Source organism: Rhizobium ruizarguesonis (assembly GCF_017357285.1).
Lineage (GTDB): Bacteria > Pseudomonadota > Alphaproteobacteria > Rhizobiales > Rhizobiaceae > Rhizobium > Rhizobium ruizarguesonis.
This window is the reverse complement of record NZ_CP071678.1, coordinates 3,344,231-3,370,287: the sequence shown is the minus strand read 5'-3', so window position 1 is coordinate 3,370,287 and position 26,057 is coordinate 3,344,231. Positions and strand designations below refer to the sequence as shown.

Here is a 26,057-nt window from a genome sequence, read left to right as displayed (position 1 = left end):
CGACCAGACGAACAAGGGCCCGAGCCTATAAACGGGACGCGACGGCGCCTGCGGCCCCGCAATCGCAAAGGCACGGTCAGCCTTCGCGCTTCATCCGCTCCCGGCGTTCGATCTCAGCCTCCGAGGGCTGCGCCAGCTCGAATGTGCCTGTCTTGATTGCGCCGGCACGCTCGTAGACGCTCATGATGACGCCCGTCGTCGAGATCGTGTTGGCGGTGAGCTTCAGCGCCTCTGGCTTGGCGCCTTGACCGAACAGGCGTTTGCCCGGGCCGAGGACGAGCGGAAAAGTCAGAAGCCGGAATTCGTCGATCAGGTCATGCGCCAATAGGGTCTGCAACAGGCCGCTGCTGCCCTGTGTCAGGAGGACGGGACCGTCCTGTTGCTTCAACCGGGCGATTTCGGCGGCGGCGTCGCCACGCAGGGCGACGGAATTTGCCCAGGTGAGCGGCTCCGTGGAAGTGGTCGCGACATATTTGGTCACGGCGTTGAAGACCTTGCCGATTGGATCGTCTTTCCCGACGAAGGGCCAGTGCGCGGCGAAGATTTCGTAGGTCTTGCGGCCAAGCAGCAGTTCGAAGGGATCGGTAAAGATCCCGCCCATGAACTGGCCCATCGGCTCGTCCCAATAATTGACGGTCCAGCCGCCCTGCGTGAAGCCGCCGGTCGGATCCTCCCGCGGCCCGCCCGGCGCCTGCATGACACCGTCCAAACTGACGAAGGCTGCAGCAACAAGCTTTCTCATCTCTCAACTCCCATTGTTGGTGTGTTCAGAGCCAAGGACGGATTAGCTTGCACCGATCCGACATCCGACGCGGTTTTTTCGGGCGGTATCCGAGTTGAACTAGCCGGCCAAGGCCTTGGTGCTGTCGATGATCGCGATGCCATGCGCCAGCATCTCCTCGATGGCGGCGGCGACGCCTTCGGGCGTGATGCCGCGGCTTGCGTCCTCGATGAAGCGCACGTGGATACCAGGCATCATCTCCAGCGCGTCGAGCGCGGAAAACTTGACGCAATAGTCGGTCGCCAGCCCGCAGACGTCGAGGTCGGTGACGCCCTGATCCTCGAGGAAATCGGAAAGTCCGGTCGAGGCATCGCGGTCATTGTCGCGGAAGGCCGAATAGCTGTCAATATAGGGATTCTCGCCCTTCTGCTGGATCAGGTCGATCTCTTCGGATTTGAGTTCGGGATGCAGTTCGGCATCGAGCGTACCCTGAATGCAGTGGTCGGGCCACATCATCTGCGGCTTGCCCGACAGTTCGCCCATCTCGAAGGCGGCGGCACCCGGATGGGCGGAGGCAAAGCTGCCGTGGCCCGACGGGTGCCAGTCCTGCGAAGCGACGATCAGGTCGTATTTGCCGCTGTCGATCAGTCTGTTTGCGACGGGAACCACCTTGTCGCCGTCAGGCACCGGCAGATTGCCGCCTGGACAGAAGCCGTTCTGAATATCGACGAGCAGCAGCGCTTTCATCAAGGCCAATCCCTTCGCTTTATTGCAGTGTAAGACGCCATGCACACTGAATGGATCAACTAGTGGATTTCCAGGCGCGGACGCGCAAGTGTTAATTCTGGCGCTAGCGGTAGTAAGTCGTCGAAACAGAATGCTCTAATGCAATCATTGCGATAGCTGGCGGCGGTTCTCGTGTTGAAAGGGAACGGAGGGGGAAGGCGCGTGCATGATTTCCGGATCGCAGACACGGCCCGCGACGGCGGCAATTGTCGGCAAATCGATCTGCCTGCGTAGGACGCTTTTGTGCGGCATCGATGGATCGAGGCTCCCCCGGCAGAGCCCGGATCTCGGCCGGCTAGACCGCCGCCACGTCTTCGGCTGCGGAGTCACCTGCTGCGGCGGAAGTGCCGTAGGTATTACGGTAGGCCTGGAGGGCCGTCTGCATGTCGCTCAGCACCTTGGTGAGGAGCGGATCGCTGTCGCCTGAAGTCTTGATGCTGTTCGGATCGGCGGCAAGAAACTCGGACTCGGTTAACTTGCCGTCGCCATTCGTATCCATCGCGGCGAAGACGCCCTTGGAAGCGTCGTCGCTCTGATCGCTGCCGTCGCCCTGATCGTCACTGCCGTCGGTCTTCTGCATGGACAGCATCAGCGACAGGATGTCGGCGGTGATCTTCTTGACGATGTCGGTGCTGCTGTCGTCGCTGTCGGTCGACGCCGTGGCCGATGTCGAGGACTGCGAGGCGGCGGCCAACTCGTCCGCCGAAATGACGCCGTCGCCATTCTTGTCCAGGCTGGAAAGCGGAGACTGATATTGAGTTAAGCTGCTGCCGAGAGATGAAACACTGGTCACTTGAACCTCCTTCGAAAAGTTCGTCGTGAAGCCCGCCTTTCATGGGCGGGCAGCCTCTGGGCTAAGCTGATTTGCGAAAGGCGTCAAAGCGACGTTTTGACAGGGCGGAAGTGCGATTGACGATGTGAGGCAACGCACGTTAACCTTTTCGGTTACCAAAGTTTTTTCATTGGATTTATTGGCTTTTTTTGGCGGTCGGTTTGTCTGGGCGCGATTAAATCCATGCCGGTGTTGGCCCGAAATTGCCGTAATGGAGCACGTGGAGGAGCTATGGGCGGAGTGCTCGGGTTTGCGCGGCTGCGGCATTTCGTCTGCTTTCCGCGAGGGGCGACTTCAGGTCGACCTTGCTCCGGGTGATGATTTCTGCCTTTCTTACCCTTAGAAGCAAGACGGAAGCGGAGCCATGCCAGAGCCGGATCCCGACGAAAAGATCGACGCGACGTTTCGCAACGGGTCGCTGACGGCGGCCGGGATCATCCTTGGTTTCTCGCTCAATTTCATCAGTGTCTGGGTTTCCAATCCTAATGACTGGACCAGCATCGATATTCTGCCGATGCTGTTCCTGACCGTGGGCATCGCCGTCCAGGTGAAAGTCTTTGCCGATCTGCTGGCGCGGGACTCCCTGTTTGCCGCCAAATATGACCGGTCTCGCCGGCTCTTTCTGATCGGATTGGGAATCGTCGCGGCGGGAATGGGCATTGCCCTGATCAACGATATTCTCGGGCTCGGAAGGATGCGGATGCTCGGGTAAACTTCGCGTCATACTGACGCGAGGTCAGACGCGCTCGACGAACCCGTCCAAGACCCGCTTCTGTCCGGCCCGGTCGAATTCGATCGTCAGCTTGTTGCCCTCGATGCCGGTGATGTTGCCGTTGCCGAATTTCAGGTGGAACACGCGATCGCCGGGGGTGAATCTCGACGGTTCCGACGATGTCGATTTCGCCACCAGCTCACCTTCGATGGTGCGCCCCTTCGGGCCGCTCTCGCCGTAGCCGATGCGTTCGACGGCGTGGCCGGAGCGGGTTCCCCAATTGTCGCGCGTGGCGTCGCTCTTGTTGGCCTGGGCGCGTTTCCAGCCGGGCGTAGAATAGGAATTGGCGAAGGGTTCGGCCTTGTCGAAGCGGGACTGGCCGTAGCCGCCGCGGCCGTACCCGCCGTAGCTCTGTTCCATTTCAGCGACCTCGACATGGGTTTCCGGCAGTTCGTCGAGAAAACGCGAGGGCAGGGTCGACTGCCAGAGGCCATGGATGCGGCGGTTGGAGACGAACCAGATGTGGCAGCGATGCTTGGCGCGGGTGATGCCGACATAGGCGAGGCGGCGTTCCTCCTCCAGGCCGGCGCGGCCGCTCTCATCCAGCGAGCGCTGGTGCGGGAAGAGGCCTTCCTCCCAGCCGGGCAGGAAGACGGTGTCGAATTCCAGGCCCTTGGCCGAGTGCAGCGTCATGATCGAGACAGCGTCGAGGTTCTCGTTGGTTTCGGCATCCATCACCAGGGAGACGTGTTCGAGGAAGCCGCGCATCGACTCGAAGCTTTCCATCGAGCGGATCAGTTCCTTGAGGTTCTCAAGGCGGCCCGGCGCTTCGGCGCTCTTGTCGTTCTTCCACATGTCGGTATAGCCCGACTCTTCGAGGATCTGCTCGGCAAGTTCGGTATGCGGCGTGTTTTCAAGCAGCTCCTGCCATCGGCGGAAAGATTGAATCACGTCGAAGAGCGCCTTTCGCGCCTTCGGCTTCAGCTCGTCGGTCTCGATGATGTCGGCGGCTGCCGCAAGCATCGGAATATCGCGGGCACGCGCATAGTCGTGCAGCGCGCGCACCGTCGTATCGCCGAGGCCGCGCTTCGGCGTGTTGACGATGCGCTCAAAAGCGAGGTCGTCGGAGGCTTGCGCGACAAGGCGGAAATAGGCCATGGCATCGCGGATTTCCAGGCGCTCGTAGAAGCGTGGGCCACCAATGACGCGGTAATTGAGGCCGAGAGTGACGAAGCGGTCTTCGAATTCGCGCATCTGGAAGGATGCACGTACGAGGATCGCCATGTCGTTCAGCAGATGCTTGCCGCGCTGAAGCTGCTCGATCTCCTCGCCGATGGCGCGGGCTTCCTCCTCCGAATCCCAGGAGGCGTGGACCTGCACCTTGACGTCGTCGGGATCGGAGCGGTCGGTGAACAGCGTCTTGCCGAGGCGGCCTTCATTATGGGCGATCAGATGGGCGGCGGCGCCGAGGATATGTTCGGTCGAACGGTAGTTGCGCTCAAGCTTGATGACCTTGGCGCCGGGAAAATCCTTTTCAAAGCGCAGGATATTGTCGACCTCCGCGCCGCGCCAGCCATAGATCGACTGGTCGTCGTCGCCGACGCAGCAGACGTTCTGCAGCTCGCCCTTGGGGCGCTGGGCGAGAAGCCTGAGCCACATGTATTGAGCGGTGTTGGTGTCCTGGTATTCGTCGACGAGGATATAACGGAAGCGGCCGTGATATTCCTTCAAGAGATCGGGGTTCTTGCGGAAGATCGCGATCGGATGCATCAGCAGGTCGCCGAAATCGCAGGCGTTCAGCGTCGTCAGGCGCGCCTGATAGGCAAAATAGAGATCGCGGCCGCGGCCATTGGCAAAGGCGCGGGCGTCGCCCTCGGGGATATCGGCGGGGCCGAGACCCTTGTTCTTCCAGGTATCGATCATGCCGGCGAACTGCTTGGCCGGCCAGCGCTTGTCGTCGAGGCCCTCGGCCTGGATGATCTGCTTGATCAGGCGGACGACGTCGTCGGTATCGAGAATGGTAAAATCGGAGCGCAGGCCGACGAGCTCGCCGTGGCGGCGCAGAAGTTTGACGCCGATCGAATGGAAGGTGCCGAGCCAGGGCATGCCTTCGACGGCGCCGCCGACGAGCAGCGCGATGCGCTCCTTCATCTCGCGGGCGGCCTTGTTGGTGAAGGTGACGGCGAGGATCTGCGAGGGGAAGGCGCGGCCGGTGTTGAGAATATGGGCAATGCGGGTGGTGAGCACCCGCGTCTTGCCGGTGCCAGCGCCGGCCAGCACGAGGACGGGGCCTTCCAGCGTTTCGACGGCTTCGGTCTGCTCGGGGTTCAGCCCGGCGAGGTAATCCGGCCGCTTGCCGCCGTCGCGAGCCGCCATGGCGCGGGCGGCGATGCCGCCACCGGCGGCGGGCGCGCTTTCGGCGGGGGCGGCAGGCGGCTGCGGCTTGCGCGCCATCTCGCCCGGCTCTTCGTCGAAGAAGGGCATATCGTCGAAACTATTGCTCATGGCGCGTAATGTAGTGATTCGGGAAGGAAAGACCAGAAAAGATGTTCTGCTTTCATTCCTGAGCCGGCGCTATTCCAGGCGGTATGTTGCGGGCGGCAAGGCCGCCGCCGAGCCCGGCTGCGGTCGCCATGCGGGCGAGCGGGCTAAAAATTTCCGATCGGAGTGTGTCGGAACCGGTGCCGGTGGGGCGTCTTTGGGTCATCGGACAGCAGTCCGGATCAACACCCGTCAACAAGGAGGCCGTTTCATGCCGAAGGTCGTTTCAAATCTCTGGTTCGCCGAGGAAGCGCGCGAAGCCGTCGAATTCTACGTGTCTGTTATCCCGGACTCCAGGATCGGCCGCACTACTATATTGCCGGCGGAAACGCCGAGCGGGCCTCCCGGCAGCGTCGAGCTGATCGAGTTCACGCTCGCCGACCAGGCCTTCCTGGCGATGAAGGCCGGCCCGCTCGATAGCTTCAACCATTCCTTCTCGATCGCGATTCTCGTGGAAAGCCAGGCCGAGATCAATCGGGTATGGGAGGCCTTCCTCGCCAATGGCGGCACGCCGGAGGCCTGCGGCTGGCTGAAGGACCGCTGGGGCCTTTCCTGGCAGATCGTGCCGCGCATGCTGTCCGAGATGATCGCCGACAGCAACCGCGAGCGGGCCAGGCGCGTGACCGAGGTGATGCTCGGCATGGTCAAGATCGATGTCGCTGCATTGGAGAAGGCGTTCAACGGTTGATTCGCGCCGGTGGCATATAATTACGATGCCGGGCGCATGGCCGCGTCGCGCTCGTCGCCATCATGTCGGTAACGGACCGACACGACGCGCTGCCCAGCATCGGCTTTTGCCCTTATTGGCCGCCGATTGTCGATTTTTCCAGGGCTCGAATCACGGGCGACATTGCACACCCTTTTCATCTTTCTGTCACGTCGCGAAATGTGCTGATACCGCAACGGCCCTTTTCTCAACTACAATAAGAGACAGTTTCGTAGAGTAAAAAATAACCGGTGCATGCACGTTTTTGTGCATTGCCAGAAACAGCCGGTGAGCGTGGAATATACCTGTGAAACTATTGATTCTTAGGAATGTCGTGGCCATCTCCTTTGGTATGACGACCTAGAGCCTGTGGCATTAACCTTGAATGGAGGGCCCATGCTGAGTGAATCCGTATTTGATGCGTTCACCCGCAGCTATGATGCGCGTCGCGAAACCGATATGTCGATCACGGAATATCTCGACCTTTGCAAAAAGGAACCGCTTGCCTATGCCAATGCGACCGAGCGCCTGCTCGCCGCGATAGGCGAGCCGCAGATGGTCGACACCGCCAGGGACACCCGCCTCGGCCGGATCTTCATGAACCGGACCATCCGGATCTATCCGGCCTTTGCTGGCTTCCACGGCATGGAAGAGACAATCGAACGCATCGTTTCCTTCTTCCGGCACGCGGCGCAGGGGCTCGAGGAGCGCAAGCAGATCCTCTATCTGCTTGGCCCGGTCGGCGGCGGCAAGTCATCGCTGGCGGAGCGGCTGAAGCTGCTGATGGAGGTTCATCCGATCTACGTGCTGAAGGCGGGTGACGAGATAAGCCCCGTTTTCGAAAGTCCGCTCAACCTGTTCGACCCGGACACGATGGGATCGCTCCTCCAGGAGCAATACGGTATTCCCTTGCGACGCCTGAACGGACTGATGAGCCCGTGGTGCCTGAAACGGCTCGACGATTTTGGAGGCGATATTTCCCGCTTCCGCGTCGTCAGAGTACAGCCTTCGCGGTTGCGCCAGATCGCCATCGCCAAGACCGAGCCTGGAGACGAGAACAATCAAGATATCTCGTCCTTGGTCGGCAAGGTCGATATCCGCAAGCTGGAGACCTATTCCCAGAACGATCCCGATGCCTACAGCTATTCGGGCGGGCTCAACCGCGCCAATCAGGGCGTGCTCGAATTCGTCGAGATGTTCAAGGCGCCGATCAAGATGCTGCATCCGCTGCTGACGGCGACGCAGGAGGGGAACTATATCGGCTCCGAGAATATCGGCGCCATACCCTTCTCCGGTATCGTCCTAGCGCATTCGAACGAAGCGGAATGGCAAACCTTCAAGGCCAACAAGAACAACGAGGCCTTCATCGACCGTATTTGCGTGATCAAGGTGCCCTATTGCCTGCGCGTCACGGAAGAGCAGAAGATCTACGAAAAGCTGATCGAGGGATCGGAATTGGCCGATGCGCCATGCGCTCCCGCGACGCTCGAAATGCTGGCCCGCTTCTCCGTGCTTTCGCGTCTCCGCAAACATGAGAATTCGACATACTTCTCGAAGATGCGCACCTATGACGGCGAGAGCCTGAAGGAGACGGATCCGCGCGCTCGCAGTGTCCAGGAATATCGGGATGCCGCTGGCATCGACGAGGGCATGGACGGCATATCGACCCGCTTCGCCTTCAAGGTGCTCGCCTCCACCTTCAATCACGACACCACGGATATCGGCGCCGATCCGGTTCATCTGATGTATGTGCTGGAGCAGTCGATCCGTCGCGAGCAGTTTTCCGACGATGTCGAGAAGCGCTACATGGAGTTCATCAAGGCCGATCTTGCGCCACGTTACGCAGAGTTCATTGGCAATGAGATTCAGAAGGCCTATCTTGAGTCCTATGCGGATTACGGACAGAATTTGTTCGACCGCTACGTGGATTATGCCGATGCCTGGATCGAAGACGTGGACTTCAAGGATCCCGATACCGGCCAGCTTCTCGATCGCGAGCTCCTCAACCAGGAACTGACGAAAATCGAAAAGCCGGCGGGAATTGCCAATCCGAAGGATTTCCGCAACGAAATCGTCAAGTTCTGCTTGAGATCGCGGGCAGCCAACGGCGGAAAGAATCCGTCATGGACGAGCTACGAGAAAATCCGGGAAGTCATCGAGAAGCGAATGTTCTCGCAGGTCGAGGATCTTTTGCCGGTCATTTCCTTCGGTTCGAAGAAGGATTCGGAAACAGAAAAGAAACACAGCGAGTTTGTCTCGCGCATGGCTGCGCGGGGCTACACGGAGAGGCAGGTTCGGCGCCTCGTCGAATGGTACATGCGCGTCAAACAGGCAAGTTAATGTGGAGCCAATATGCACATTGTCGACCGTCGGCTAAATCCGCGCGGTAAAAGTCTGGAAAATCGGCAACGGTTTCTTCGGCGCATGAAAGGCGCCGTGCAGCAGGCGGTAAAACGTTCTCTGCAAAACCGGAACATTCGCGATGTGCTCGACGGCGGGGAAATCAGCCTGCCGATCGATGGAATGGCCGAGCCGAACTTGAGAAGGGGCGACGGCGGCATTCGCGACCATATCCTGCCTGGAAACAGGGCCTTCGTCGAAGGCGACATTCTTCCGCGCCCGCCGGGGAGCAGGGGCGGTAAACCCAAGGATGCGGGCGAAGGCGACGGCGAGGACGGCTTCCGTTTTGTGCTGACGCGCGAGGAATTCCTCGATGTGTTCCTGGACGATCTGGAGCTGCCCGACCTTGCCAAGCGGCGTCTGGCCGAAACCGAGGAGGAAACTCCCTTCCGTGCCGGCTATTCCGTGTCGGGATCGCCGTCCAACATCGCCGTCGGTCGCACGACCAGGCTCGCGATGATGCGCCGTGTCGCGCTTCACCGTCCGCGCCGCGAAGAAATCGAAGCCCTGCAGCGGCAGATCGAGGAATGCGAAGACGACGAGAGCCGGCTGGCGCTTGAGGCAAAACTCAAATCCCTGACGGAAAAAAGCCGGCGCATTCCCTATATCGATCCGCTCGACGTGCGGTATCGCCGCTTCGAAAACGAGCCGAAGCCTGTGGCGAAGGCCGTGATGTTCTGCCTGATGGACGTCTCCGGCTCGATGTCGGAACACATGAAGGATCTGGCCAAGCGGTTTTACCTGCTGCTCTACCTTTTCCTGTCGAAGCGCTACAAGAAAGTGGAGATCGTCTTCATCCGCCATACCGACAAGGCCGAGGAAGTCGACGAGGAAACCTTCTTCTATGGTCCGGCAACCGGCGGCACGCTGGTCTCCAGTGCGCTAGCGGCAATGCGGGCGATCATCGCGGCGCGTTTCGATCCGGCGGAATGGAATATCTATGGCGCCCAGGCCTCGGATGGCGACAACGCCCATTCGGACGGGAACCTGAGCGGACAGCTGCTGCGCGAGATTTTGCCGCTGTGCCAGTATTTCGCCTATATCGAGGTCGGCGAAGAAGGCGGTGACTCCTCTGTATCCCGCTCACCGCTTTGGATGCTCTATGACGGGCTCCGTCCCGAGCTGCTGCCGCTTTCGATGCGCAAGGTCTGCCGGCGAAACGAAATATTCCCTGTTTTCCACGATCTCTTCCAGAAACGTGACGCACAGTCGAAGGTGACGCCATGACCATGACGATGAGGCCAAGAGAGCGGCTGTTGTTCGAGGGGGCCGACTGGGATTTCGCAACCCTCCAGCGCATCCACGATGCCTGCGAGGAGATCGCGCTCGGCGAACTCGGCCTCGACGTCTACCCGAACCAGATCGAAGTCATCACCTCGGAGCAGATGCTGGATGCCTATTCCTCGACCGGCATGCCGCTCTTCTACCGCCATTGGTCCTTCGGTAAACACTTCGCGCATCATGAAACCTTCTACCGCCGCGGGATGCGCGACCTTGCCTATGAGATCGTCATCAACAGCTCGCCCTGCATCTCCTACCTGATGGAGGAGAACACAGCGACGATGCAGACGCTCGTCACCGCGCATGCGGCCTTCGGCCACAACCATTTCTTCAAGAACAACTATCTCTTCAAGCTCTGGACCGATGCGGAGGGCATCCTCGATTACCTCGATTTCGCCAAGGGCTATATCACCCGCTGTGAGGAACGTTACGGCGAGACGGCTGTCGAGCGCACGCTGGATGCAGCCCATGCGCTGATGTCGCACGGGGTGCATCGATACGCGGGCAAGACCACGATCGATCTTCGCCAGGAGGAAAAGCGGCAGCAGGAGCGCCGCGCCCACGAGGAGCAGATGTTCAACGATCTGTGGCGCACGGTTCCCGTCGGTAAGGCCCGAAAGGCGGGTGACATCGGCCTGGAAAAGCGCCGCGCCGCCCTCGGTCTTCCGCAGGACAACATCCTTTATTTTCTTGAAAAGTCGGCGCCGCGGCTGCAGCCGTGGCAGCGCGAGATCCTTCGCATCGTCCGCCACGTCGCACAATATTTCCATCCCCAGCGGCAGACCAAGGTGATGAACGAGGGAACCGCCACCTTTGTCCACTACCAGATCATGACCCGCCTTCACGAGCGGGGGCAGATCAGCGACGGAAACTTCCTCGAATTCCTGAAGTCGCACGCCAACGTCGTGTTTCAGCCAAGCTATGACGACCGGCGGTTCTCGGGCTTCAACCCCTATGCGCTCGGTTTTGCGATGATGCAGGATATTGAGAGGATCGTCACGAAGCCGACGGAAGAGGACCGCGCATGGTTCCCCGATATCGCTGGACGAGGCGATGCGATGGCCGTCTTGCGTGACATCTGGGCCAATTACCGGGACGAGAGCTTCATCAGCCAGTTCCTGAGCCCCAACCTGATCCGGCAGTTGCGGCTGTTCCATCTCTACGACGATCCGGAGCAGACCGAGGGAGTGCTGGTTTCGGCGATCCACAATGAGCGCGGATACCTGCGCATCCGCCGCCAGCTCTCCCGCGAATATGATATCGGCTGGACCGATCCGGCAATCGATATCGTCGATGTCGATCTCGCCGGCGACCGCCGGCTGTTGCTGCAGCACATCGTTATGAATGGCTGCTATCTTCAGGAAAATGACACGAAGCTCGTCCTGCAGCATCTCGCCGATCTCTGGGGCTATGACGTATTGCTTCAGGAAATCGATAGTTCCAGCACGGTGGCGAGAGAACACGCGGCGAGCCCGCGCAAGATCGTTCAATAATCACCGGTTATGCTGACGGGCGATAATGAACAATTATCGGTGGCAACAAACACAAAGCCTTAGTAGTTTACCACCGTTGCAATCGCCCACTTGATCTCGACCAGTTTCAGCCTTTGCAGCGATCTTTCCGGGGGTCGATAGCGCGGAGACGAGAGACGATGAGTGAAACGCGGCGCAAGCTGACGACGATCTTCTGTGCTGACGTGCAGGACTATACGCGGCTGATGGGGACTGACGAGGAGGGGACGCTTGCGAGCCTGAAGCGCTGCCGGGAGGCGATGGGGCGGCTGATCGAAAGCCATGGCGGCCGCGTCATCAATACCTGGGGCGATGGGCTGATCGCCGATTTCCCGAGCGTGGTCGAAGCGGTGCGTGCGGCCGTCGACACCCAGAATGAACTCGCGGGCTTCAACGCCCGCCGCCCGGCCGACGGGCGCATGCTCTTCCGTATCGGCATCAATCTCGGCGATGTGATCGTCGAAGGCGACGACATCTACGGCGACGGCGTCAATATTGCGGCGCGGCTGCAGGCGTCGGCTGCAGCCGGCGGCATCGTCATATCAAGTTCCGTTTACGACCAGGTCCGCAACAAGGTGGCGGTCGGCTTCGAGTTTCTCGGACCGTTGATGGTGAAGAACGTCGATGAAGGCGTGCCGAGCTACGCGGTGAAGATCGGCGACGCCAAGGACGAGACGCCGCCTGCTCAACGATCCGGCTCCGCGCGTCCGCAGCCGCAGCCGGCGGCGGTTATTGCGGCTGATATGGCCGAGGCAAGCCCGGCACCGCGTGGACGCAGGCTGTACGGCGTGCTCGCCGTCATCGCCGCTGTCCTGATCGGCATCAATCTGCTGTCATGGCAGGGCGTTTTCTGGGCGCGCTTTCCCGTGCTTGCGCTGGCCGTCGTCGCGGCGCTCGCCTGGAACCGCGACCAGACACTGTTCAACCGCAAGATCACCTCGCTGGCGATCGTGGCGCTCGGCATTGCCGGCATCAACTTCTTCACCTGGACGGGGCAGTTCTGGGCGGTGTGGCCGATGCTGGGGATCGCGGCCGTCATGGGCGTGCGGTGGTCGATGCGCCGGTAGACATCCAACCCGCATCGTCGGAGATTTGTACGATATCTCGCCCGATAATCGGCGGTGTCAAAGACATGGGCGAGTGTCCGTTCAAGCAAAAGTGAGCGGCCGGGTTATTTCCATTCTTTGCTGATATTACAAATCGGTAATGCCGGCTGCTTATGCTTGCCGGTAAGCTGTAAACGCGCGATATTGTCGCATCAGACGGGAATCTTCATCCCGCAGCGCCTCTTTCGACCGACCCTGGTCCAACCTCGAGTCCCTCTGGAGACGTGAATGGCCTTTTGGAAGCAGTTTATACTGTCGCTCATCGTCATTGTTGCCGGCTTTGCCGCGTGGGTTTTCTTTGTGCCCGGCGCCGGCGATACGATGCGCGACGCAGGTATTCCAGACAGCATCGTTTCCAAGATCGCGCCGAAGGCTGAGGAGACGGCGGATGCCGACGCTCCCGCCCGGGCGCAAGGGCAGCAGCGTGGCGAGGGACAAGGTCAGGGGCAGGGCCAGAACCGCCGCAATGGCGGCGGGCGCAACAGTGCCATTCTCGTCGCGACGCAGGCTGTCGTCCAGGGCGTCGTCAACGACCGGCTGAACGCCATCGGCACGGGCGACGCGATCCGCTCGGTGGCGGTCACGCCGCAGGCATCGGGCACGATCCGCGAAATCCTCATCAAGTCGGGCGACAGGGTGAACGCCGGGCAGGTGCTCGCCAAGCTCGACAGCGAGGAGCAGGTGATCGCCCGCGGCCAGGCTGATGTGGCGGTCAAGGCCGCCGTCGAAAAATCCAATCTCTATCACAACATCAAGTCGAGCGTGTCGCGCATGGACGTCTTCGATTCCGAGATCGCCGAGCAGGGCGCACGGCTGCAACTGCAGGCCGCCGAGCTCAATCTCGCACGGCGTAATATCACAGCGCCGATCGACGGCATCGTCGGCATCGTACCGGTCAATATCGGCGACAACGTCACGACGAGTATCCCGATCGTCACGCTCGACGACCGTTCGGAAATCCTCGTCGATTACTGGGTGCCGGAGCGCTTCGCCAATACGGTGTCGGTCGGCCAGCCGGTCGAGGCTATGTCGGTGGCACGGCCGGGACAGGTCTTTTCGGGCGTGGTCGAAGCCGTCGACAACCGCATCGACGTGGCAAGCCGCACGCTTCGCCTGCGCGCCAAGATCGACAATAGTTCGGATGAACTGCGCGCCGGCATGTCCTTCAACGTCAGCATGAAATTTGCCGGCGACAAATATCCGGCGGTCGATCCGGTCTCCGTGCAGTGGGACTCGCAGGGCTCCTTCGTCTGGCAGGTCAACGACGACAAGTCACGCAAGGTGCGGGTTAGCATCGTGCAGCGCAACCCGGATTTCGTGCTCGTCAAAGCCGACCTCAAGGACGGCGACGTGATCGTCACACAGGGACTGCAGCGCGTGCGTGAGGGTGGGGCGGTGCGTGTGAGCGCCGATGTCGCCGCGAATGCGGAGGTCGTCACCCGATGAGCGTGACCGAGATTCATCAGGACAGGGCGTCGGGCAAGCAGAGCTTCACCGCACTTTTCGTTCGCCGGCCGATCCTGGCGATGGTGTTCAACACGCTGATGGTTGTCGCCGGCCTTGCCGCCTATGTCGGCGTCGAGGTGCGCGAACTGCCGGATGTCGACCGTCCCGTCGTCACCGTGCGCACCACCTTCGATGGCGCATCGCCGCAGACGATCGACCAGGAACTGACCAAGGTGATCGAGGGGGCGGTCGCGCGCGTCAGCGGCCTGAAATCGATTTCGTCTACTTCTTCCTTCGGTCAGAGCCGGGTGACGCTGGAATTCTCGGATGCGATCGATCTCTCGGTCGCCGCCAACGACGTGCGCGACGCGATCGGCCGTATTACCCAGAACCTGCCCGACGAAGCGGATGCGCCGCAGATCGTCAAGGCGGATTCGGATTCCTCGGCGATCATGCGCCTTGCCGTCACCTCCACCAATCTCAACATGGACGACCTGACCCAGCTCGTCGAGAATGAGGTGATCGATCGCCTTGCCTCCGTCGACGGCGTTGCCGACGTCGAGGAATATGGCGACCAGGAGAAGGTCTTCCGCGTCGACGTCGACCAGGGCGCGCTTGCCAGCCGCGGACTGACCATCGGCGACCTGACGAAGGCGCTCGACAACGCCGCACTCGACGTGCCGGCCGGCTCGCTGAAGAGCAATACGCAGGATATCGTAGTGCGCGCCACCGCCAACCTGCAGACGCCGGCGGATTTTTCCAATGTCATCCTGCAGGATCGCGTTCGGCTCGGCGACGTCGCGACGGTGATGCTTGGGCCACGCGATGGCGAAACGGCGCTACGCTCCAACGGCAAGCCGGGCATCGGCCTCGGCATCATCCGCCAGGCGCAGTCGAATACGCTGAACATCTCGACCGGCATCAAGGCGGCCGTCGACCAGCTGTCGAAGACACTGCCCGAGGGCACGACGATCGCCATCACCAGCGACGATGCCGTCTTCATCCAGGGCGCGATCCACGAGGTGGTGCTGGCGCTGATACTCGCCGCCGTCATCGTCACCGCCGTCATCTATCTCTTCCTGCGCGATTGGCGGGCGACGCTGATCCCGGCGGTCAGCATGCCGGTGGCGCTGATCGGCACGCTGGCGGCAATCTATATGGTCGGCTTCTCGATCAACATCCTGACGCTGCTCGCGATCGTGCTGGCGACCGGCCTCGTCGTCGACGATGCGATCGTGGTGCTCGAAAATATCGTGCGCCGGCGCGCCGAAGGCATGGGGCCGCGCGCGGCTGCGGTGCTCGGTACGCGTGAGGTGTTCTTCGCCGTGATCGCCACGACGGCGACGTTGGCGGCGGTGTTCATTCCGCTCTCCTTCCTGCCGGGACAGGTCGGTGGTCTCTTCCGCGAATTCGGCTTCGTGCTCGCCTTCTCGGTCGGTCTGTCGTCGATCGTGGCGCTGACGCTGTGTCCGATGCTCGCCTCGCGCATGCTGACGAAGCCGATGCTCGAAGATCACGGCGTGCTCGGCCGCTTCGGCGGGGCGCTGGCCGATCTCTACAAATGGGCTCTGCACGGCTGTCTCAACGCGCCCTTCGTCGTCATCCTCTTCTCGGTGATCTTTGCCGGTGCGGCACTCGTCGCCTTCTCGACGGTCAAGAGCGAGCTGACGCCCGAAGAGGACCGCTCGATGGTGATGATGCGGCTGACGACGCCGCAGGGATCGAGCCTCGAATATACCCGCGACAAGATGCAGCTCGTCGAGGAATATCTGCAGCCGCTGGTCGACGGCGGTGACATCCGCAACGTCTTCTCGATCTCCGGGCAGGGCGGTTCGCTGAACAGCGGCTTCATGGTGCTGACGCTCGCCCCCTGGGGAGAACGTGACAGGACGCAGACGGAGATCGTCGGCGATATCAACCAGGCAGCCTCCAGGGTGCCGGCTCTGCGCGGCAATGCCATCTCCTCCAACAGCCTGCGCATCCGCGGTGCCGGCAGTGGTCTGCAGATGGCGCTGATCGGCAATGATCACGAGGCGCTGACGGCGGCGGCCGCCAAGCTGGTTCAGGCCCTGGAGGCCACTGGCCAGTATGATACGCCGCGCCTGACCAACGAGCCCAGCCAGGCGCAGGTATCGGTGGCGATCGATCGCGAGCGTGCGTCCGATCTCGGCATCGACATAACCGGGCTCTCGACGGCGATCCAGTCACTGCTCGAAGGGCGCTCGGTAGTCGACGTCTTCGTCGACGGCGAATCCTATCCCGTGCTTCTGACCTCGACGACGCGGCCGATCGACGATCCGACCGACCTCGAGAACGTGTTCCTGAAGACTGGCGACGGCAAGATCGTGCCGATGTCGGTCATTGCCACGATGAAGGAAGGGTCGGTCGCGCCGCAGCTCAACCGCGAGCAACAGCTCGCCTCCGTCGCGATCACCGCCGGCCTCAGGAACGGCATGTCGCTCGGCGATGCCGTCAGACAAGTGACGACGCTTGCCGAGCCGCTGCTGCCGCCAGGCTCTCGCTTGCTGCCGCTGGCGGAAGCGGCGACTCTCGAAGAGAATTCGAGCGGCATGGCGCTGACCTTCGGCTTCGCCATCGTCATCATCTTCCTGGTGCTGGCCGCGCAGTTCGAAAGCGTGCTGTCCTCGCTGATCATCATGTCGACGGTGCCGCTTGGTCTTGCCTGCGCCGTCTTCGCGCTTGTTATCACCGGCTCCAGCCTCAACATCTACAGCCAGATCGGCCTGGTGCTCCTGGTCGGCGTCATGGCGAAGAACGGCATCCTGATCGTCGAATTCGCCAATCAGCTGCGCGACCGGGGCGAGGATGTGCGGTCCTCGATCGAGAAGGCCTGCGCGCTACGCCTTCGCCCTGTGATGATGACGATGATCGCCACCATCCTCGGCGGCGTGCCACTGGTCTTTGCCCATGGCGCGGGTGCCGAAGCGCGTATTGCGCTCGGCTGGGTGATCGTCGGCGGTCTCGGTTTCGCGACGCTGGTGACGTTGTTCATCACGCCGGTCGCCTATCTGCTGCTTGCCCGCTTCGCCAAGCCGCACGCCCATGAGGAGGCGCGCCTGCACGAAGAGATGTCGGTCGCCACGCGGCCGCGCGCTACGCCCGACGACGAGCAGCTACAGGCCGCCGAATAAGGCTTTCATCCTTTCGAACGCTGCCGGTCCTGCTGCATAGTTCCTTAAATCGTAATCGATTTTAGGACAAAATTATGCGGCAATTCGAAGTGCTACAGCGTCCTTTGCGGGTCTGAGAAGACGCGCGACGCCGCAATCCGGCGGCGTTTCTCTTGGTGTATGAAACCTTCTGAAATAAGCTAAATTACTTCTGAAGTTTAGTCGTTTATTAAGCATAACCGGCAATGATTGTTACCAGTAACCGACTGGTCTTCTTCGTTTCTTGGAGGCCGCAACGCGCTGGGATTCCAGCGACCCCGGACATGAGAGTCCGTGCGGACGGTTCATTTCTTGTGCAGTTTGCGTCCTGTTGTGTTTTTGGAGTTTAGTTTCGTGAGTATTTATCAGCGCGTCTCGGTGGATGCGGCGCTTCATGTGCTGCGCGATATCAACCGTAATATGGCGGTCACGCAAAACCACATCACCACCGGCATGCGTGTCGCGGAGGCCAGAGACAATTCCGTCTACTGGTCGATCGCTACCACTGCTCGAACCGACAACAAGGCGATTTCGGCGATCCAGGATGCACTCGGTATGGCTGCGGCGACGATGGGAACGGCCTATACCGGCGTTCAGAATGTCATCGACGTCGTCTCCGAAATCAAGGCCAAGCTCGTTGCCGCGACCGAAGACGGCATCGACAAGAACAAGATCAACGAAGAGATCAAACAGCTGCAGGAGCAACTGCGCAGCGTTTCGGAATCGGCGACCTTCAACAGCGACAACTGGGTGGTCCTCACCAACGATGCGACGCCGACGCAGCCGCGCCAGATCCCGGCCTCCTTCATCCGCAACGCCGACGGAACGATCTCGGTCGGCATGCTGAGCTACCATATCGACACGACGCCGAGCGGGAGCACGACCTCCAAGGACGCGCGCTACCTGATCGACGATCGCGCCACCGGTTCGGGTGAATACGGCGTGCTGACATCGGCCTATTTCGCCACCGAGCTCGGCGCCTCGCAGGACTATGTGCTGATGCAGAGCAAGAACGGCACCACCACCGGGCAGGTGGTGATTTCGCTCTCGGCCAGCACGACGAAAGGACAGGTCAGCGAAATGATCAGCGTCGTCGATGCAGCGCTGACGCAGCTGACGACGGTCGGTTCGGCTTTTGGCGCGCTGGAAAAACGCATCAATCTGCAGAACGACTTCGCCACGAAACTGCATGACAACATCACAGCCGGCATCGGCCGGCTCGTCGATGCCGACATGGAGGAGGAGTCGAGCAGGCTGCGGGCGCTGCAGACGCAGCAGCAACTCGGCCTGCAATCGCTGAACATCGCCAACGCAACTTACGATACCGTGCGGCAGTTGTTCCAGAATTTCTGAGCCCAGACGCTCTTCATCCGAAACGTGTGACATCGAACTCCGCAGGCAGGAAGTGCTTCCCGCCTGCGGAGTTTTCACAAATTCCCATGGAGGCGCAGGGACGGCGTCCACCAAAACTGGTGATAATCAGCGCATTCTGGCAACATGGCTGTGTTTCGACGCCCGAATTTGCCGTATCAGGAGAACATCTTCATTTTCTTGCCGCAATCCTTGCCATTTGCTCGGATCAGTCGAACGGAGACCGTCCTGTCCATGATCAAGAAATTCCTACTTCTAGCTATTGCCACAAGCTATCTCAGCGCCTGCACGACGACCGATCCCTATACCGGTGAACAGAAGGTTTCCAATACGGCCGGCGGCGCCGCGCTTGGCGCCCTCGGGGGCGCGCTCGTCGGCGTGGCTGTCGGCGGCGGCGGCCACGGCAAGCGCAATGCGGCGTTGATCGGCGCAGGCGTCGGCGCTCTCGCCGGCGGTGCGATCGGCAACTACATGGACCAGCAGGAATCCGAGCTTCGCGCCCAGCTCGAAGGCACCGGCATTTCGGTGACCCGTAACGGCGACAACATCATCCTCAACATGCCTTCGAACATCACCTTCGACGTCGATCAGGACGCGGTGAAGCCGGGCTTCTATCCGACGCTGAATTCGGTGGCGATCGTGCTGCGCAAGTTCAACCGCACGCTGATCGACGTCAACGGCCATACGGATTCGACCGGCAGCCTGCAGCATAATCAGGACCTGTCGCAGCGCCGCGCGCTGTCGGTTGCCGATTATCTCGGCGGCCAGGGCATCGACCAACGCCGCGTCTCCGCCGTCGGTTTCGGCCCGTCCCAGCCGGTCGCCTCCAATGCGAACGAGGCCGGCCGCGCGCAGAACCGCCGCGTCGAGATCCAGATCGCGCCGATCACACAGGGCTGATTCCGGCTCATATGCGTTTGCGGAAAGGCCGGGTCACTCCCGGCCTTTTTCGTCAGTGCTGCATCGTCGCACCCTTGGTGATTTTGTCGACGATCTTCTTTTCGGCGCGCAGCGCGATGCCGACCACCTTGGCATCTTCGGGCGCAAATTCTGCGAAGACGGCGCGGTTGGCTGCGTCGTGGCCGGTTGCAAACATTTCCTCGATAAAGAGCGAGCTGGTGATATCGCGCTCCAGCGCGCGGCGGTGAACGGCTGATATGGTCGCCTCGTCGGCGGAAAGCACGATGATCGGCTGGATCGATAGCGGATTGTAGAGATTGCCGGCGCGGTCCCTGTAGGCTTCACCGATGATCTCCGGATGCCGGCCGGCAATGCCTGTCATCAGGAAGGCGGTGACGTTCAGCTTCTGCCAGCCGGCAAGATTGTTTCGCAGGACGACGGCAATTTTGGTATCAAACATCGGACGGTCTTTCACCTATCTACGGGTTATGGAGTAGCGGCGCGTTGAACCAGGATCTACATCCGCAGGTCTTCGAAGGTCTTGAACGTTTGTGCGCGGGATCATCCGGCAACGGCATCCTTGCCGCACCGGCCTTTCCCGGTATCGAACGCATCGAGGCGCAGTTCTCCGGCAATGCCTTCGAGCCGCACCGGCACGACACCTATGCTCTGGGCGTGACGCTGAAAGGCGTACAGACCTTCCGTTATCGCGGCGAGCGGCGCTTCAGCCTGCCGGGGCAGGTGATCGTGCTGCATCCCGACGAGGAGCATGATGGCGGGGCGGGGACGGAGGACGGGCTGCAGTACCGCATGCTCTACCTGGAGCCATCGCTGCTGCTCGAGTGCTTGGAAGCCGATGGCGTCGGCCTGCCTTTTGTCGATGAACCTGTTATCGGCGATCCCGCGCTGGCGGGCGTGCTGCTGGCAGCACTCGGCGAACTCGACCGCGAACTGGACGCGCTTTTCGTCGACGATTTCGTATCGCGGGTCACCGGCGGGCTGTCCCGGCATGCGCGCATGCCGCGCCGGCCGCTGGGTCTCGTCGCCTGGCGGCAGGCGCGGGCGGCGCGCGATTATCTCGAGGCGCATGCGACGCGGGTAGTACGCTCCGGCGAGCTGGAGGCGGTAACGGGGCTCGACCGTTTCGCGCTATCGCGGCATTTCCGGGCGGCCTTTGCCACCAGTCCGCATCGCTACCTGCTGATGCGGCGGCTGCAGCGGGCGCGGGCGATGATCGGCGCGGGCGAGGGGATTTCCGATGTGGCAGCGGCAACGGGCTTTGCCGACCAGAGCCATCTCAACCGCCATTTCAAAAAGGCCTACGGCATGACGCCTGGCCAGTGGGTAGCGCTCGCGCATAACTCCGCGCCGCACTCTAAAGCGCGTCGCGTCAATCCGGATTCATGCGACGCGCTTTAAGTCTTTGATTTATGCATGTCGTTATCTCAAAACCGCTGCACACTTTTGGGCGATATGCATCAAGCGGGATTTTCCGCAAGGCCGGAACGGCGCGCGATGAAACGGGCGAGCATCGGGCCGATCATCAGGATCACCAGGAAACGGCCGGTCTGCATCGCCATGACGAAGGGCACGTCAACATCGCTGGAGGCGGCGATGATGGCGACGGAATCGGCGCCGCCGGGGCTGGTGGCGAGATAGGCCGTTAGCGGGTCTATGCCGGCGAAGACGTGAAGCGCCACGGCCATGCAGCCGCAGAGCGCCATCAGCAGCACGATGCATGCCGATACCCTCGGCAGGGCGCGCGCCACGTGCTCGATGATCGAGCGGGTGAAACGCAGGCCGATGCTCCAGCCGACCAGTGCATAGGCGATGGCGAGCAGCCACATCGGCAACTCAATTTTCAACAGGCCCATGCCCTGCAGCAGGGCGCCGAGAAAGAGCGGCACGATGATTGAGCCGCCCTGGAGGCGCAGGCGCCGGACGCCATAGGCGCAAAAGGCGGCAACAGCCATCGTCGCCGCGAAGGCCGGCCAGTCGATCTCGGGAAAGAGGACAAGCGGCGGCTCGGCGCCGTCGGCTGCCACCCACAGGCGCGAGATCACCGAGGCGCCGACGGCGACGAAGACGACGCGCAGATACTGCATGAAGGCGACGAGACGGGCATCGGCGCCATAAGCTTCCGACATGATGACCATGGCGGAGGCGCCGCCCGGCGAGGAGCCCCAGACCGCGGTTGTTCCCGGCAGCACCTGCCAGCGCGTCAGCAGCCAGCCGAGGCCGGTGGCAATGGCGATGACCGAGAAGATGAACAGCAGAAAGAGCGGCGCGTCTTTCGCCATGGTGCCGAGAATATTGGGAGTGATGGTGCGCGCCATCATCAGGCCGACGAGGACCTGGCCGAATTGCAGCGGCCAGAAGGGCACACGAAGCTTTCCCTTGCCGACGGTCAGCGCCAGCGCGATTGCCGCGACCATCGGCCCGATCAGCAGCGAGGCCGGCAGGGCGAAGAGTTCGAGGAAGACGACGAGAGCTGTGGAAAGCGCGAGCAACAGCGCCCATTTCGGCAGGCCGGCATCCCGCAGCAGGCGGCTTGCGTCGCTGAATGGCATGGATTCCCGTATCTTTCCTGGCCGGTGCCAAGCCCTGAGGCTGAAGGTAGGGGAAGCTCCGGCATGACGAAGAGAGGCCGGCTGCAGGAGCCGGCCGGCGCGGGTCCGGTATAGGTGGGTGGCACGGCGGCGGTCAATTGCGAAATCTGGCTTCCTGGCGTCTTGGAATGCGAAACTGATTCATGCGGCCGCTTCAAGTCGTTGTTTTCATGCAGATCGTCCTCCAAAGCCATTGAACGGTTCTGAACGAGATGCACTAGAAATGCACATGGCTGACGAGAAAATCGAGCAGCGCGCGTACGCGCGCCGGCAGCGGGCCACCCTGGCCCATATAGAGGGCGTAGAACTCTTCGAGATCGCCGGGATTGGCCTCTTCAAGCACCGGCACCAGGCGCCCGGCATCGATATCGGCGCGCACGGTGAAGTCGGCAAGGCGGGCAAGGCCGGCGCCTGACAAAGCGAGGTGGCGCATGGCTTCGCCGTCTCCCACCTGCACGCCCGGTGTGATCGGGATGGTCACCGTCTGGCCGTCCTCGCGCAGCGGCCAGCCCTCGATGGCGCGGGCATAGGAAAAGCCGATGCGGCAATGGCGGCGGAGATCGGCGGTCGTGCGTGGTTTGCCGTGACGCGAGAGATAATCCGGCGACGCGACGATGATCTTGCCGGTGGCGCCAAGCTTGCGGGCGATCAGGCTGGAATTCTTCAACGGGCCGGCGCGGATCGCGACATCGGCGCGCTCTTCCATCAGGTCAACTATCCTGTCGGTATGGGAAATATCCAGCGTCACGGCCGGATGAAGCGCCATGAAGGCAGGCACGAGCGGCGCCAGCAGATGGTTGCCGAAGGAGCCGCTGGTGTTGATGCGGATGCGGCCTGAGGCTTGTTCGCCCGTCGAGGCTTGATGTTCGGCCTCGGTGATATCGGCAAGGATGGCGATGCTGCGCTCGTAGAAGGCGCAGCCTTCCGGCGTTAGCTGCAGCCTTCGAGTGGAGCGGTTGACGAGGCGGGCGCCGAGGCGTGTCTCCAGCCGGGCGACGAGCTTGCTGACGGCCGACGGCGTCATGCGCCGGGCCGTGGCGGCCGCGGAAAAGCCACCGCGCTCGACGACACTGACGAAGACTTCCATTTCGCCGGAGCGATTGATGTCCTGACGGCTCATGATGAATTCAAGTCACAAATGTTTTGCCGGTGGGCAATCTATATCATCGAACCGCTAAGGTCTATCTCATAGGAAAGACAGGAGACAGGTCCATGGACTACAGAAATCTCGGCGCATCCGGCCTCAGAGTACCGGTCTTAAGCTTCGGCGCGGGCACATTCGGCGGCAGCGGCCCGCTGTTCGGCGCCTGGGGCAATACCGATGCCGAGGAAGCGCGGCGCCTCGTCGACATCTGCCTGGATGCCGGTGTCAATCTCTTCGACACGGCCGACGTCTATTCGGCCGGCGCTTCCGAAGAGGTGCTCGGCCAGGCGATCCGCGGCCGGCGAGACGCTGTGCTGATCTCGACGAAGACGGCACTACCGATGGGCGAGGGGCCGCAGGACTGGGGAACGTCGCGGGCGCGGCTGATCCGCGCCACCGAGGATGCGCTGCGCCGGCTCGGGACCGACTATATCGACCTGCTGCAGCTTCATGCTTTCGATGCCTCGACGCCGGTCGAGGAGGTGCTGTCGACGCTCGATGGGCTCGTTGCAGCAGGCAAGATCCGCTATGTCGGCGTTTCCAATTTTGCCGGCTGGGAACTGATGAAGTCGCTCGCCGCCGCCGAGCGCCACGGCTATCCGCGTTATGTCGCCCATCAGGTCTATTATTCGCTGGCAGGGCGCGATTACGAATGGGAGCTGATGCCGCTTGGCGCCGACCAGGGGGTCGGAGCCTTCGTCTGGAGCCCGCTTGCCTGGGGACGGCTGACCGGCAAGATCCGCCGCGGCCAGCCGCTGCCCAAGTCAAGCCGGCTGCACGAGACGGCGCAATACGGCCCGCCCGTCGACGACGAGAAGCTGTTCGACATCGTTGAGGTGCTGGCCACCGTCGCAGCCGAGACCGGCCGGACGGTGCCGCAGATCGCCATCAACTGGCTGCTTAACCGGCCAACGGTGTCGAGCGTTATCATCGGCGCCCGCAACGAGGAGCAGCTCAGGCAGAACCTCGGCGCAGTCGGCTGGAGCCTGTCGAAGGAGCAGATCGAAAGGCTCGACGCCGTCAGCACCCTGACGGCGCCCTACCCCTATTTCCCCTATCGGCGGCAGGAGGGTTTTGCGCGGCTCAATCCGCCGATCGTCTGAGGCGCCGGGGGCGGCGGGTTTGGCTATAACAAGCGGCCTACAACAAAAGGGGAATGAAATCTTCTGCCAATCTTAACTGGACAGCCGCTTTGACTTGCCGCATACCCAGCTAACCTGCGGAACACGATATGGTTTCCGCGGAATAGCAGGGAGATCAAAGGGATGGCGCTGAAGGACGCAAAGGCCGGCACACGCAACGAGGTGGGTATCGCCGCCGTGCTTGGCATTCTCAAGCAGAGCTTCGGCGAGCGCTTCCAGACAGGCCAGTCCTTCCGCGAACAGCATGCCCATACGACCACCTATATCCCAGCGCAGCTGCCGGACGGCGTGCTCTTTGCCGAGAGTGCCGAGGATGTGAAGGCGGCGGTCAGGGCGTGTGCGACCCACAAGGTGCCGGTCATCGGATTCGGCACCGGCACCTCGCTGGAGGGGCAGATCAATGCCGCCCATGGCGGTATTTCGATCGATTTCAGCCGCATGAACCGGGTGCTCGAGGTCAATCCCGAAGATCTCGACTGTACCGTCGAGCCGGGTGTGACACGCGAAGCGCTGAACATCCACCTGCGCGATACGGGCCTGTTCTTCCCGATCGATCCCGGCGCCAACGCCTCGATCGGCGGCATGGCCTCGACGCGGGCGTCCGGCACCAATGCCGTGCGCTACGGAACGATGAAGGACAATGTGCTTGCCGTCACCGCGGTCACCGCCAATGGTGAAGAGATCCGCACGGCCCGGCGCGCCCGCAAATCTTCGGCGGGCTACGACCTGACGCGGCTCTTCGTCGGCGCCGAGGGCACGCTCGGCATCCTGACCTCGGTGACGTTGCGCCTGCAGGCGATCCCGCAGAAGATCGCCGGAGGGGCCTGTGCCTTTCCGAGCATCAAGGCCGCTTGCGATGCCGTCATCCTGACGATCCAGATGGGCATTCCGGTGGCGCGCATCGAGCTCCTCGACACGGTGCAGATGCGGGCCTGCAATGCTTATTCCGGGCTTTCCTATGCCGAAAGCCCGACACTCTTCCTCGAATTCCACGGCACCGACGAGACGGTGCCGCTGCAATCGGCAGCCTTTGCCGAGATCGCGGCGGAATGTGGGGGCGGCGAATTCCTGTGGACCGCCAATGCCGAGGAACGGACAAAACTCTGGAAGGCGCGCCACGACGCCTATTGGGCCGCAAGGGCGCTGGCGCCCGGGCTTGCCGCACTTTCGACCGATGTTTGTGTTCCGATATCGAGGCTCGCCGATTGCGTTTCCGCTACACAGGCGGATATCGAGGAGCACGGGCTGCTGGGGCCGATTGTCGGCCATGCCGGAGACGGGAACTTCCATGTGCTGCTGTTGTTTGACGACAGAAGTGCCGAAGACATCGCCATGGCTGAGAGCTTCGTGCAGCGACTCAACCAGCGGGCGCTCGACCTGGACGGGACATGCACCGGCGAACACGGGATCGGGCAAGGCAAGATGGCGTTTCTGGAACAGGAGCTTGGCGGCGCTGTGGATCTGATGCGACAGGTGAAACAGGCGCTCGATCCGGACGACATCTTCAATCCCGGCAAGATTTTCCACCATGGCTGAAAACGGAATATTCTCATGAACTTGGGCCTTGCCCCCGGCATGAATAGCGCTAGAACAGGATGATGTTGGGCCGGCTCAACCTAAAATCTGAATCCTGTTCTCAAATAAAGAGTTAGAGCATGATGTCGTCCGAAAACCGCTCA

21 protein-coding genes are annotated in these 26,057 nt (G+C 61.7%); 13 read left to right on the top strand and 8 right to left on the bottom strand.

All coding sequences use genetic code 11. From position 1 onward, the window contains the following. Positions 1-76: 76 nt before the first annotated feature. From J3P73_RS16760 to J3P73_RS16750, 3 genes are all read right to left on the bottom strand, one after another. Positions 77-742, bottom strand: a complete 666-nt coding sequence (locus tag J3P73_RS16760) for a dihydrofolate reductase family protein (RefSeq protein ID WP_130655894.1) — start codon at positions 740-742, stop codon at positions 77-79. Between the two features lie 99 nt (positions 743-841). Continuing rightward, positions 842-1,468, bottom strand: a complete 627-nt coding sequence (pncA, locus tag J3P73_RS16755) for a bifunctional nicotinamidase/pyrazinamidase (RefSeq protein ID WP_130655893.1) — start codon at positions 1,466-1,468, stop codon at positions 842-844. Between the two features lie 334 nt (positions 1,469-1,802). Further along, positions 1,803-2,300, bottom strand: coding sequence for an EF-hand domain-containing protein (locus tag J3P73_RS16750; protein WP_024320802.1), 498 nt, complete (start codon positions 2,298-2,300; stop codon positions 1,803-1,805). A gap of 403 nt (positions 2,301-2,703) precedes the next feature. Here J3P73_RS16750 and J3P73_RS16745 point away from each other — a divergent pair, with 403 nt between their 5' ends. Then, complete coding sequence (locus J3P73_RS16745; protein ID WP_130692219.1) at positions 2,704-3,051, top strand: hypothetical protein; 348 nt, start codon at positions 2,704-2,706, stop codon at positions 3,049-3,051. Between the two features lie 24 nt (positions 3,052-3,075). On the opposite strand, the gene J3P73_RS16740 is transcribed toward J3P73_RS16745, so the two are convergent. Together J3P73_RS16740 and J3P73_RS16735 are read right to left on the bottom strand one after the other, a co-directional pair. Continuing rightward, positions 3,076-5,556, bottom strand: coding sequence for an ATP-dependent helicase (locus tag J3P73_RS16740; RefSeq protein ID WP_130692217.1), 2,481 nt, complete (start codon positions 5,554-5,556; stop codon positions 3,076-3,078). A 52-nt stretch (positions 5,557-5,608) separates the two neighbouring features. Then, entirely contained in the window at positions 5,609-5,758 is a 150-nt protein-coding gene (locus tag J3P73_RS16735; RefSeq protein WP_155249521.1) for a hypothetical protein, read from the bottom strand. A 45-nt stretch (positions 5,759-5,803) separates the two neighbouring features. Between J3P73_RS16735 and J3P73_RS16730 the strand changes: the two genes are divergently transcribed. The 9 genes from J3P73_RS16730 (at position 5,804) to J3P73_RS16690 (ending at position 19,483) form a co-directional block, all read left to right on the top strand. Beyond that, positions 5,804-6,280, top strand: a complete 477-nt coding sequence (locus J3P73_RS16730; protein WP_018074171.1) for a VOC family protein — start codon at positions 5,804-5,806, stop codon at positions 6,278-6,280. A 414-nt stretch (positions 6,281-6,694) separates the two neighbouring features. Beyond that, positions 6,695-8,638 (top strand): PrkA family serine protein kinase, encoded by a 1,944-nt coding sequence (locus J3P73_RS16725; RefSeq protein ID WP_018074172.1) that lies wholly within the window; start codon positions 6,695-6,697, stop codon positions 8,636-8,638. Positions 8,639-8,650: 12 nt separating this feature from the next. Continuing rightward, positions 8,651-9,925: a YeaH/YhbH family protein gene (locus J3P73_RS16720; protein WP_018074173.1), complete on the top strand. Its 1,275-nt coding sequence runs from the start codon at positions 8,651-8,653 to the stop codon at positions 9,923-9,925. Further along, positions 9,922-11,472 (top strand): SpoVR family protein, encoded by a 1,551-nt coding sequence (locus J3P73_RS16715; protein ID WP_018074174.1) that lies wholly within the window; start codon positions 9,922-9,924, stop codon positions 11,470-11,472. Before J3P73_RS16720 ends, J3P73_RS16715 begins: the two co-directional genes overlap by 4 nt. A 158-nt stretch (positions 11,473-11,630) precedes the next feature. Beyond that, positions 11,631-12,557, top strand: coding sequence for an adenylate/guanylate cyclase domain-containing protein (locus tag J3P73_RS16710; protein ID WP_130692215.1), 927 nt, complete (start codon positions 11,631-11,633; stop codon positions 12,555-12,557). 267 nt (positions 12,558-12,824) lie between these two features. Beyond that, positions 12,825-14,042, top strand: a complete 1,218-nt coding sequence (locus J3P73_RS16705; protein WP_130692213.1) for an efflux RND transporter periplasmic adaptor subunit — start codon at positions 12,825-12,827, stop codon at positions 14,040-14,042. After that, positions 14,039-17,194 (top strand): efflux RND transporter permease subunit, encoded by a 3,156-nt coding sequence (locus J3P73_RS16700; RefSeq protein WP_130692211.1) that lies wholly within the window; start codon positions 14,039-14,041, stop codon positions 17,192-17,194. Before J3P73_RS16705 ends, J3P73_RS16700 begins: the two co-directional genes overlap by 4 nt. 372 nt (positions 17,195-17,566) lie before the next feature. Further along, a complete protein-coding gene (locus J3P73_RS16695) occupies positions 17,567-18,565 on the top strand; it encodes a flagellin N-terminal helical domain-containing protein (RefSeq protein WP_026238600.1) in 999 nt (332 codons plus the stop codon). A 252-nt stretch (positions 18,566-18,817) separates the two neighbouring features. Continuing rightward, positions 18,818-19,483 (top strand): YiaD family glycine zipper/OmpA-like lipoprotein, encoded by a 666-nt coding sequence (locus J3P73_RS16690; RefSeq protein WP_026154229.1) that lies wholly within the window; start codon positions 18,818-18,820, stop codon positions 19,481-19,483. Positions 19,484-19,535: 52 nt separating this feature from the next. Here the strand turns inward: J3P73_RS16690 and J3P73_RS16685 are convergent, their stop codons facing one another. Beyond that, on the bottom strand, positions 19,536-19,943 hold the full coding sequence (locus J3P73_RS16685; protein ID WP_003560946.1) for a DUF2000 family protein: 408 nt from the start codon (positions 19,941-19,943) through the stop codon (positions 19,536-19,538). Positions 19,944-19,987: 44 nt separating this feature from the next. Between J3P73_RS16685 and J3P73_RS16680 the strand changes: the two genes are divergently transcribed. After that, positions 19,988-20,902: an AraC family transcriptional regulator gene (locus J3P73_RS16680; protein WP_130664841.1), complete on the top strand. Its 915-nt coding sequence runs from the start codon at positions 19,988-19,990 to the stop codon at positions 20,900-20,902. 59 nt (positions 20,903-20,961) lie between these two features. On the opposite strand, the gene J3P73_RS16675 is transcribed toward J3P73_RS16680, so the two are convergent. Both J3P73_RS16675 and J3P73_RS16670 read right to left on the bottom strand, forming a co-directional pair. Continuing rightward, positions 20,962-22,053, bottom strand: coding sequence for an AbrB family transcriptional regulator (locus tag J3P73_RS16675; RefSeq protein WP_130692209.1), 1,092 nt, complete (start codon positions 22,051-22,053; stop codon positions 20,962-20,964). A 256-nt stretch (positions 22,054-22,309) separates the two neighbouring features. Continuing rightward, on the bottom strand, positions 22,310-23,212 hold the full coding sequence (locus J3P73_RS16670) for a LysR family transcriptional regulator (protein WP_018074182.1): 903 nt from the start codon (positions 23,210-23,212) through the stop codon (positions 22,310-22,312). A gap of 92 nt (positions 23,213-23,304) precedes the next feature. On the opposite strand from J3P73_RS16670, the gene J3P73_RS16665 reads away from it, so the two are divergent. Both J3P73_RS16665 and J3P73_RS16660 read left to right on the top strand, forming a co-directional pair. Beyond that, positions 23,305-24,339, top strand: coding sequence for an aldo/keto reductase (locus J3P73_RS16665; RefSeq protein ID WP_130692207.1), 1,035 nt, complete (start codon positions 23,305-23,307; stop codon positions 24,337-24,339). Between the two features lie 162 nt (positions 24,340-24,501). Beyond that, positions 24,502-25,914: an FAD-binding oxidoreductase gene (locus J3P73_RS16660; RefSeq protein ID WP_024320812.1), complete on the top strand. Its 1,413-nt coding sequence runs from the start codon at positions 24,502-24,504 to the stop codon at positions 25,912-25,914. The last annotated feature ends 143 nt before the right edge of the window (positions 25,915-26,057 follow it).

Excerpts from the sequence above, each read along its gene's own strand:
- J3P73_RS16760 (WP_130655894.1), bottom strand. The coding sequence starts at position 742 with ATGAGAAAGCTTGTTGCTGCAGCCTTCGTCAGTTTGGACGGTGTCATG.
- pncA (WP_130655893.1), bottom strand. The coding sequence starts at position 1,468 with ATGAAAGCGCTGCTGCTCGTCGATATTCAGAACGGCTTCTGTCCAGGC.
- J3P73_RS16745 (WP_130692219.1), top strand. The coding sequence starts at position 2,704 with ATGCCAGAGCCGGATCCCGACGAAAAGATCGACGCGACGTTTCGCAAC.
- J3P73_RS16740 (WP_130692217.1), bottom strand. The coding sequence starts at position 5,556 with ATGAGCAATAGTTTCGACGATATGCCCTTCTTCGACGAAGAGCCGGGC.
- J3P73_RS16735 (WP_155249521.1), bottom strand. The coding sequence starts at position 5,758 with ATGACCCAAAGACGCCCCACCGGCACCGGTTCCGACACACTCCGATCG.
- J3P73_RS16730 (WP_018074171.1), top strand. The coding sequence starts at position 5,804 with ATGCCGAAGGTCGTTTCAAATCTCTGGTTCGCCGAGGAAGCGCGCGAA.
- J3P73_RS16725 (WP_018074172.1), top strand. The coding sequence starts at position 6,695 with ATGCTGAGTGAATCCGTATTTGATGCGTTCACCCGCAGCTATGATGCG.
- J3P73_RS16720 (WP_018074173.1), top strand. The coding sequence starts at position 8,651 with ATGCACATTGTCGACCGTCGGCTAAATCCGCGCGGTAAAAGTCTGGAA.
- J3P73_RS16715 (WP_018074174.1), top strand. The coding sequence starts at position 9,922 with ATGACCATGACGATGAGGCCAAGAGAGCGGCTGTTGTTCGAGGGGGCC.
- J3P73_RS16710 (WP_130692215.1), top strand. The coding sequence starts at position 11,631 with ATGAGTGAAACGCGGCGCAAGCTGACGACGATCTTCTGTGCTGACGTG.
- J3P73_RS16705 (WP_130692213.1), top strand. The coding sequence starts at position 12,825 with ATGGCCTTTTGGAAGCAGTTTATACTGTCGCTCATCGTCATTGTTGCC.
- J3P73_RS16700 (WP_130692211.1), top strand. The coding sequence starts at position 14,039 with ATGAGCGTGACCGAGATTCATCAGGACAGGGCGTCGGGCAAGCAGAGC.
- J3P73_RS16690 (WP_026154229.1), top strand. The coding sequence starts at position 18,818 with ATGATCAAGAAATTCCTACTTCTAGCTATTGCCACAAGCTATCTCAGC.
- J3P73_RS16685 (WP_003560946.1), bottom strand. The coding sequence starts at position 19,943 with ATGTTTGATACCAAAATTGCCGTCGTCCTGCGAAACAATCTTGCCGGC.
- J3P73_RS16675 (WP_130692209.1), bottom strand. The coding sequence starts at position 22,053 with ATGCCATTCAGCGACGCAAGCCGCCTGCTGCGGGATGCCGGCCTGCCG.
- J3P73_RS16670 (WP_018074182.1), bottom strand. The coding sequence starts at position 23,212 with ATGAGCCGTCAGGACATCAATCGCTCCGGCGAAATGGAAGTCTTCGTC.
- J3P73_RS16665 (WP_130692207.1), top strand. The coding sequence starts at position 23,305 with ATGGACTACAGAAATCTCGGCGCATCCGGCCTCAGAGTACCGGTCTTA.
- J3P73_RS16660 (WP_024320812.1), top strand. The coding sequence starts at position 24,502 with ATGGCGCTGAAGGACGCAAAGGCCGGCACACGCAACGAGGTGGGTATC.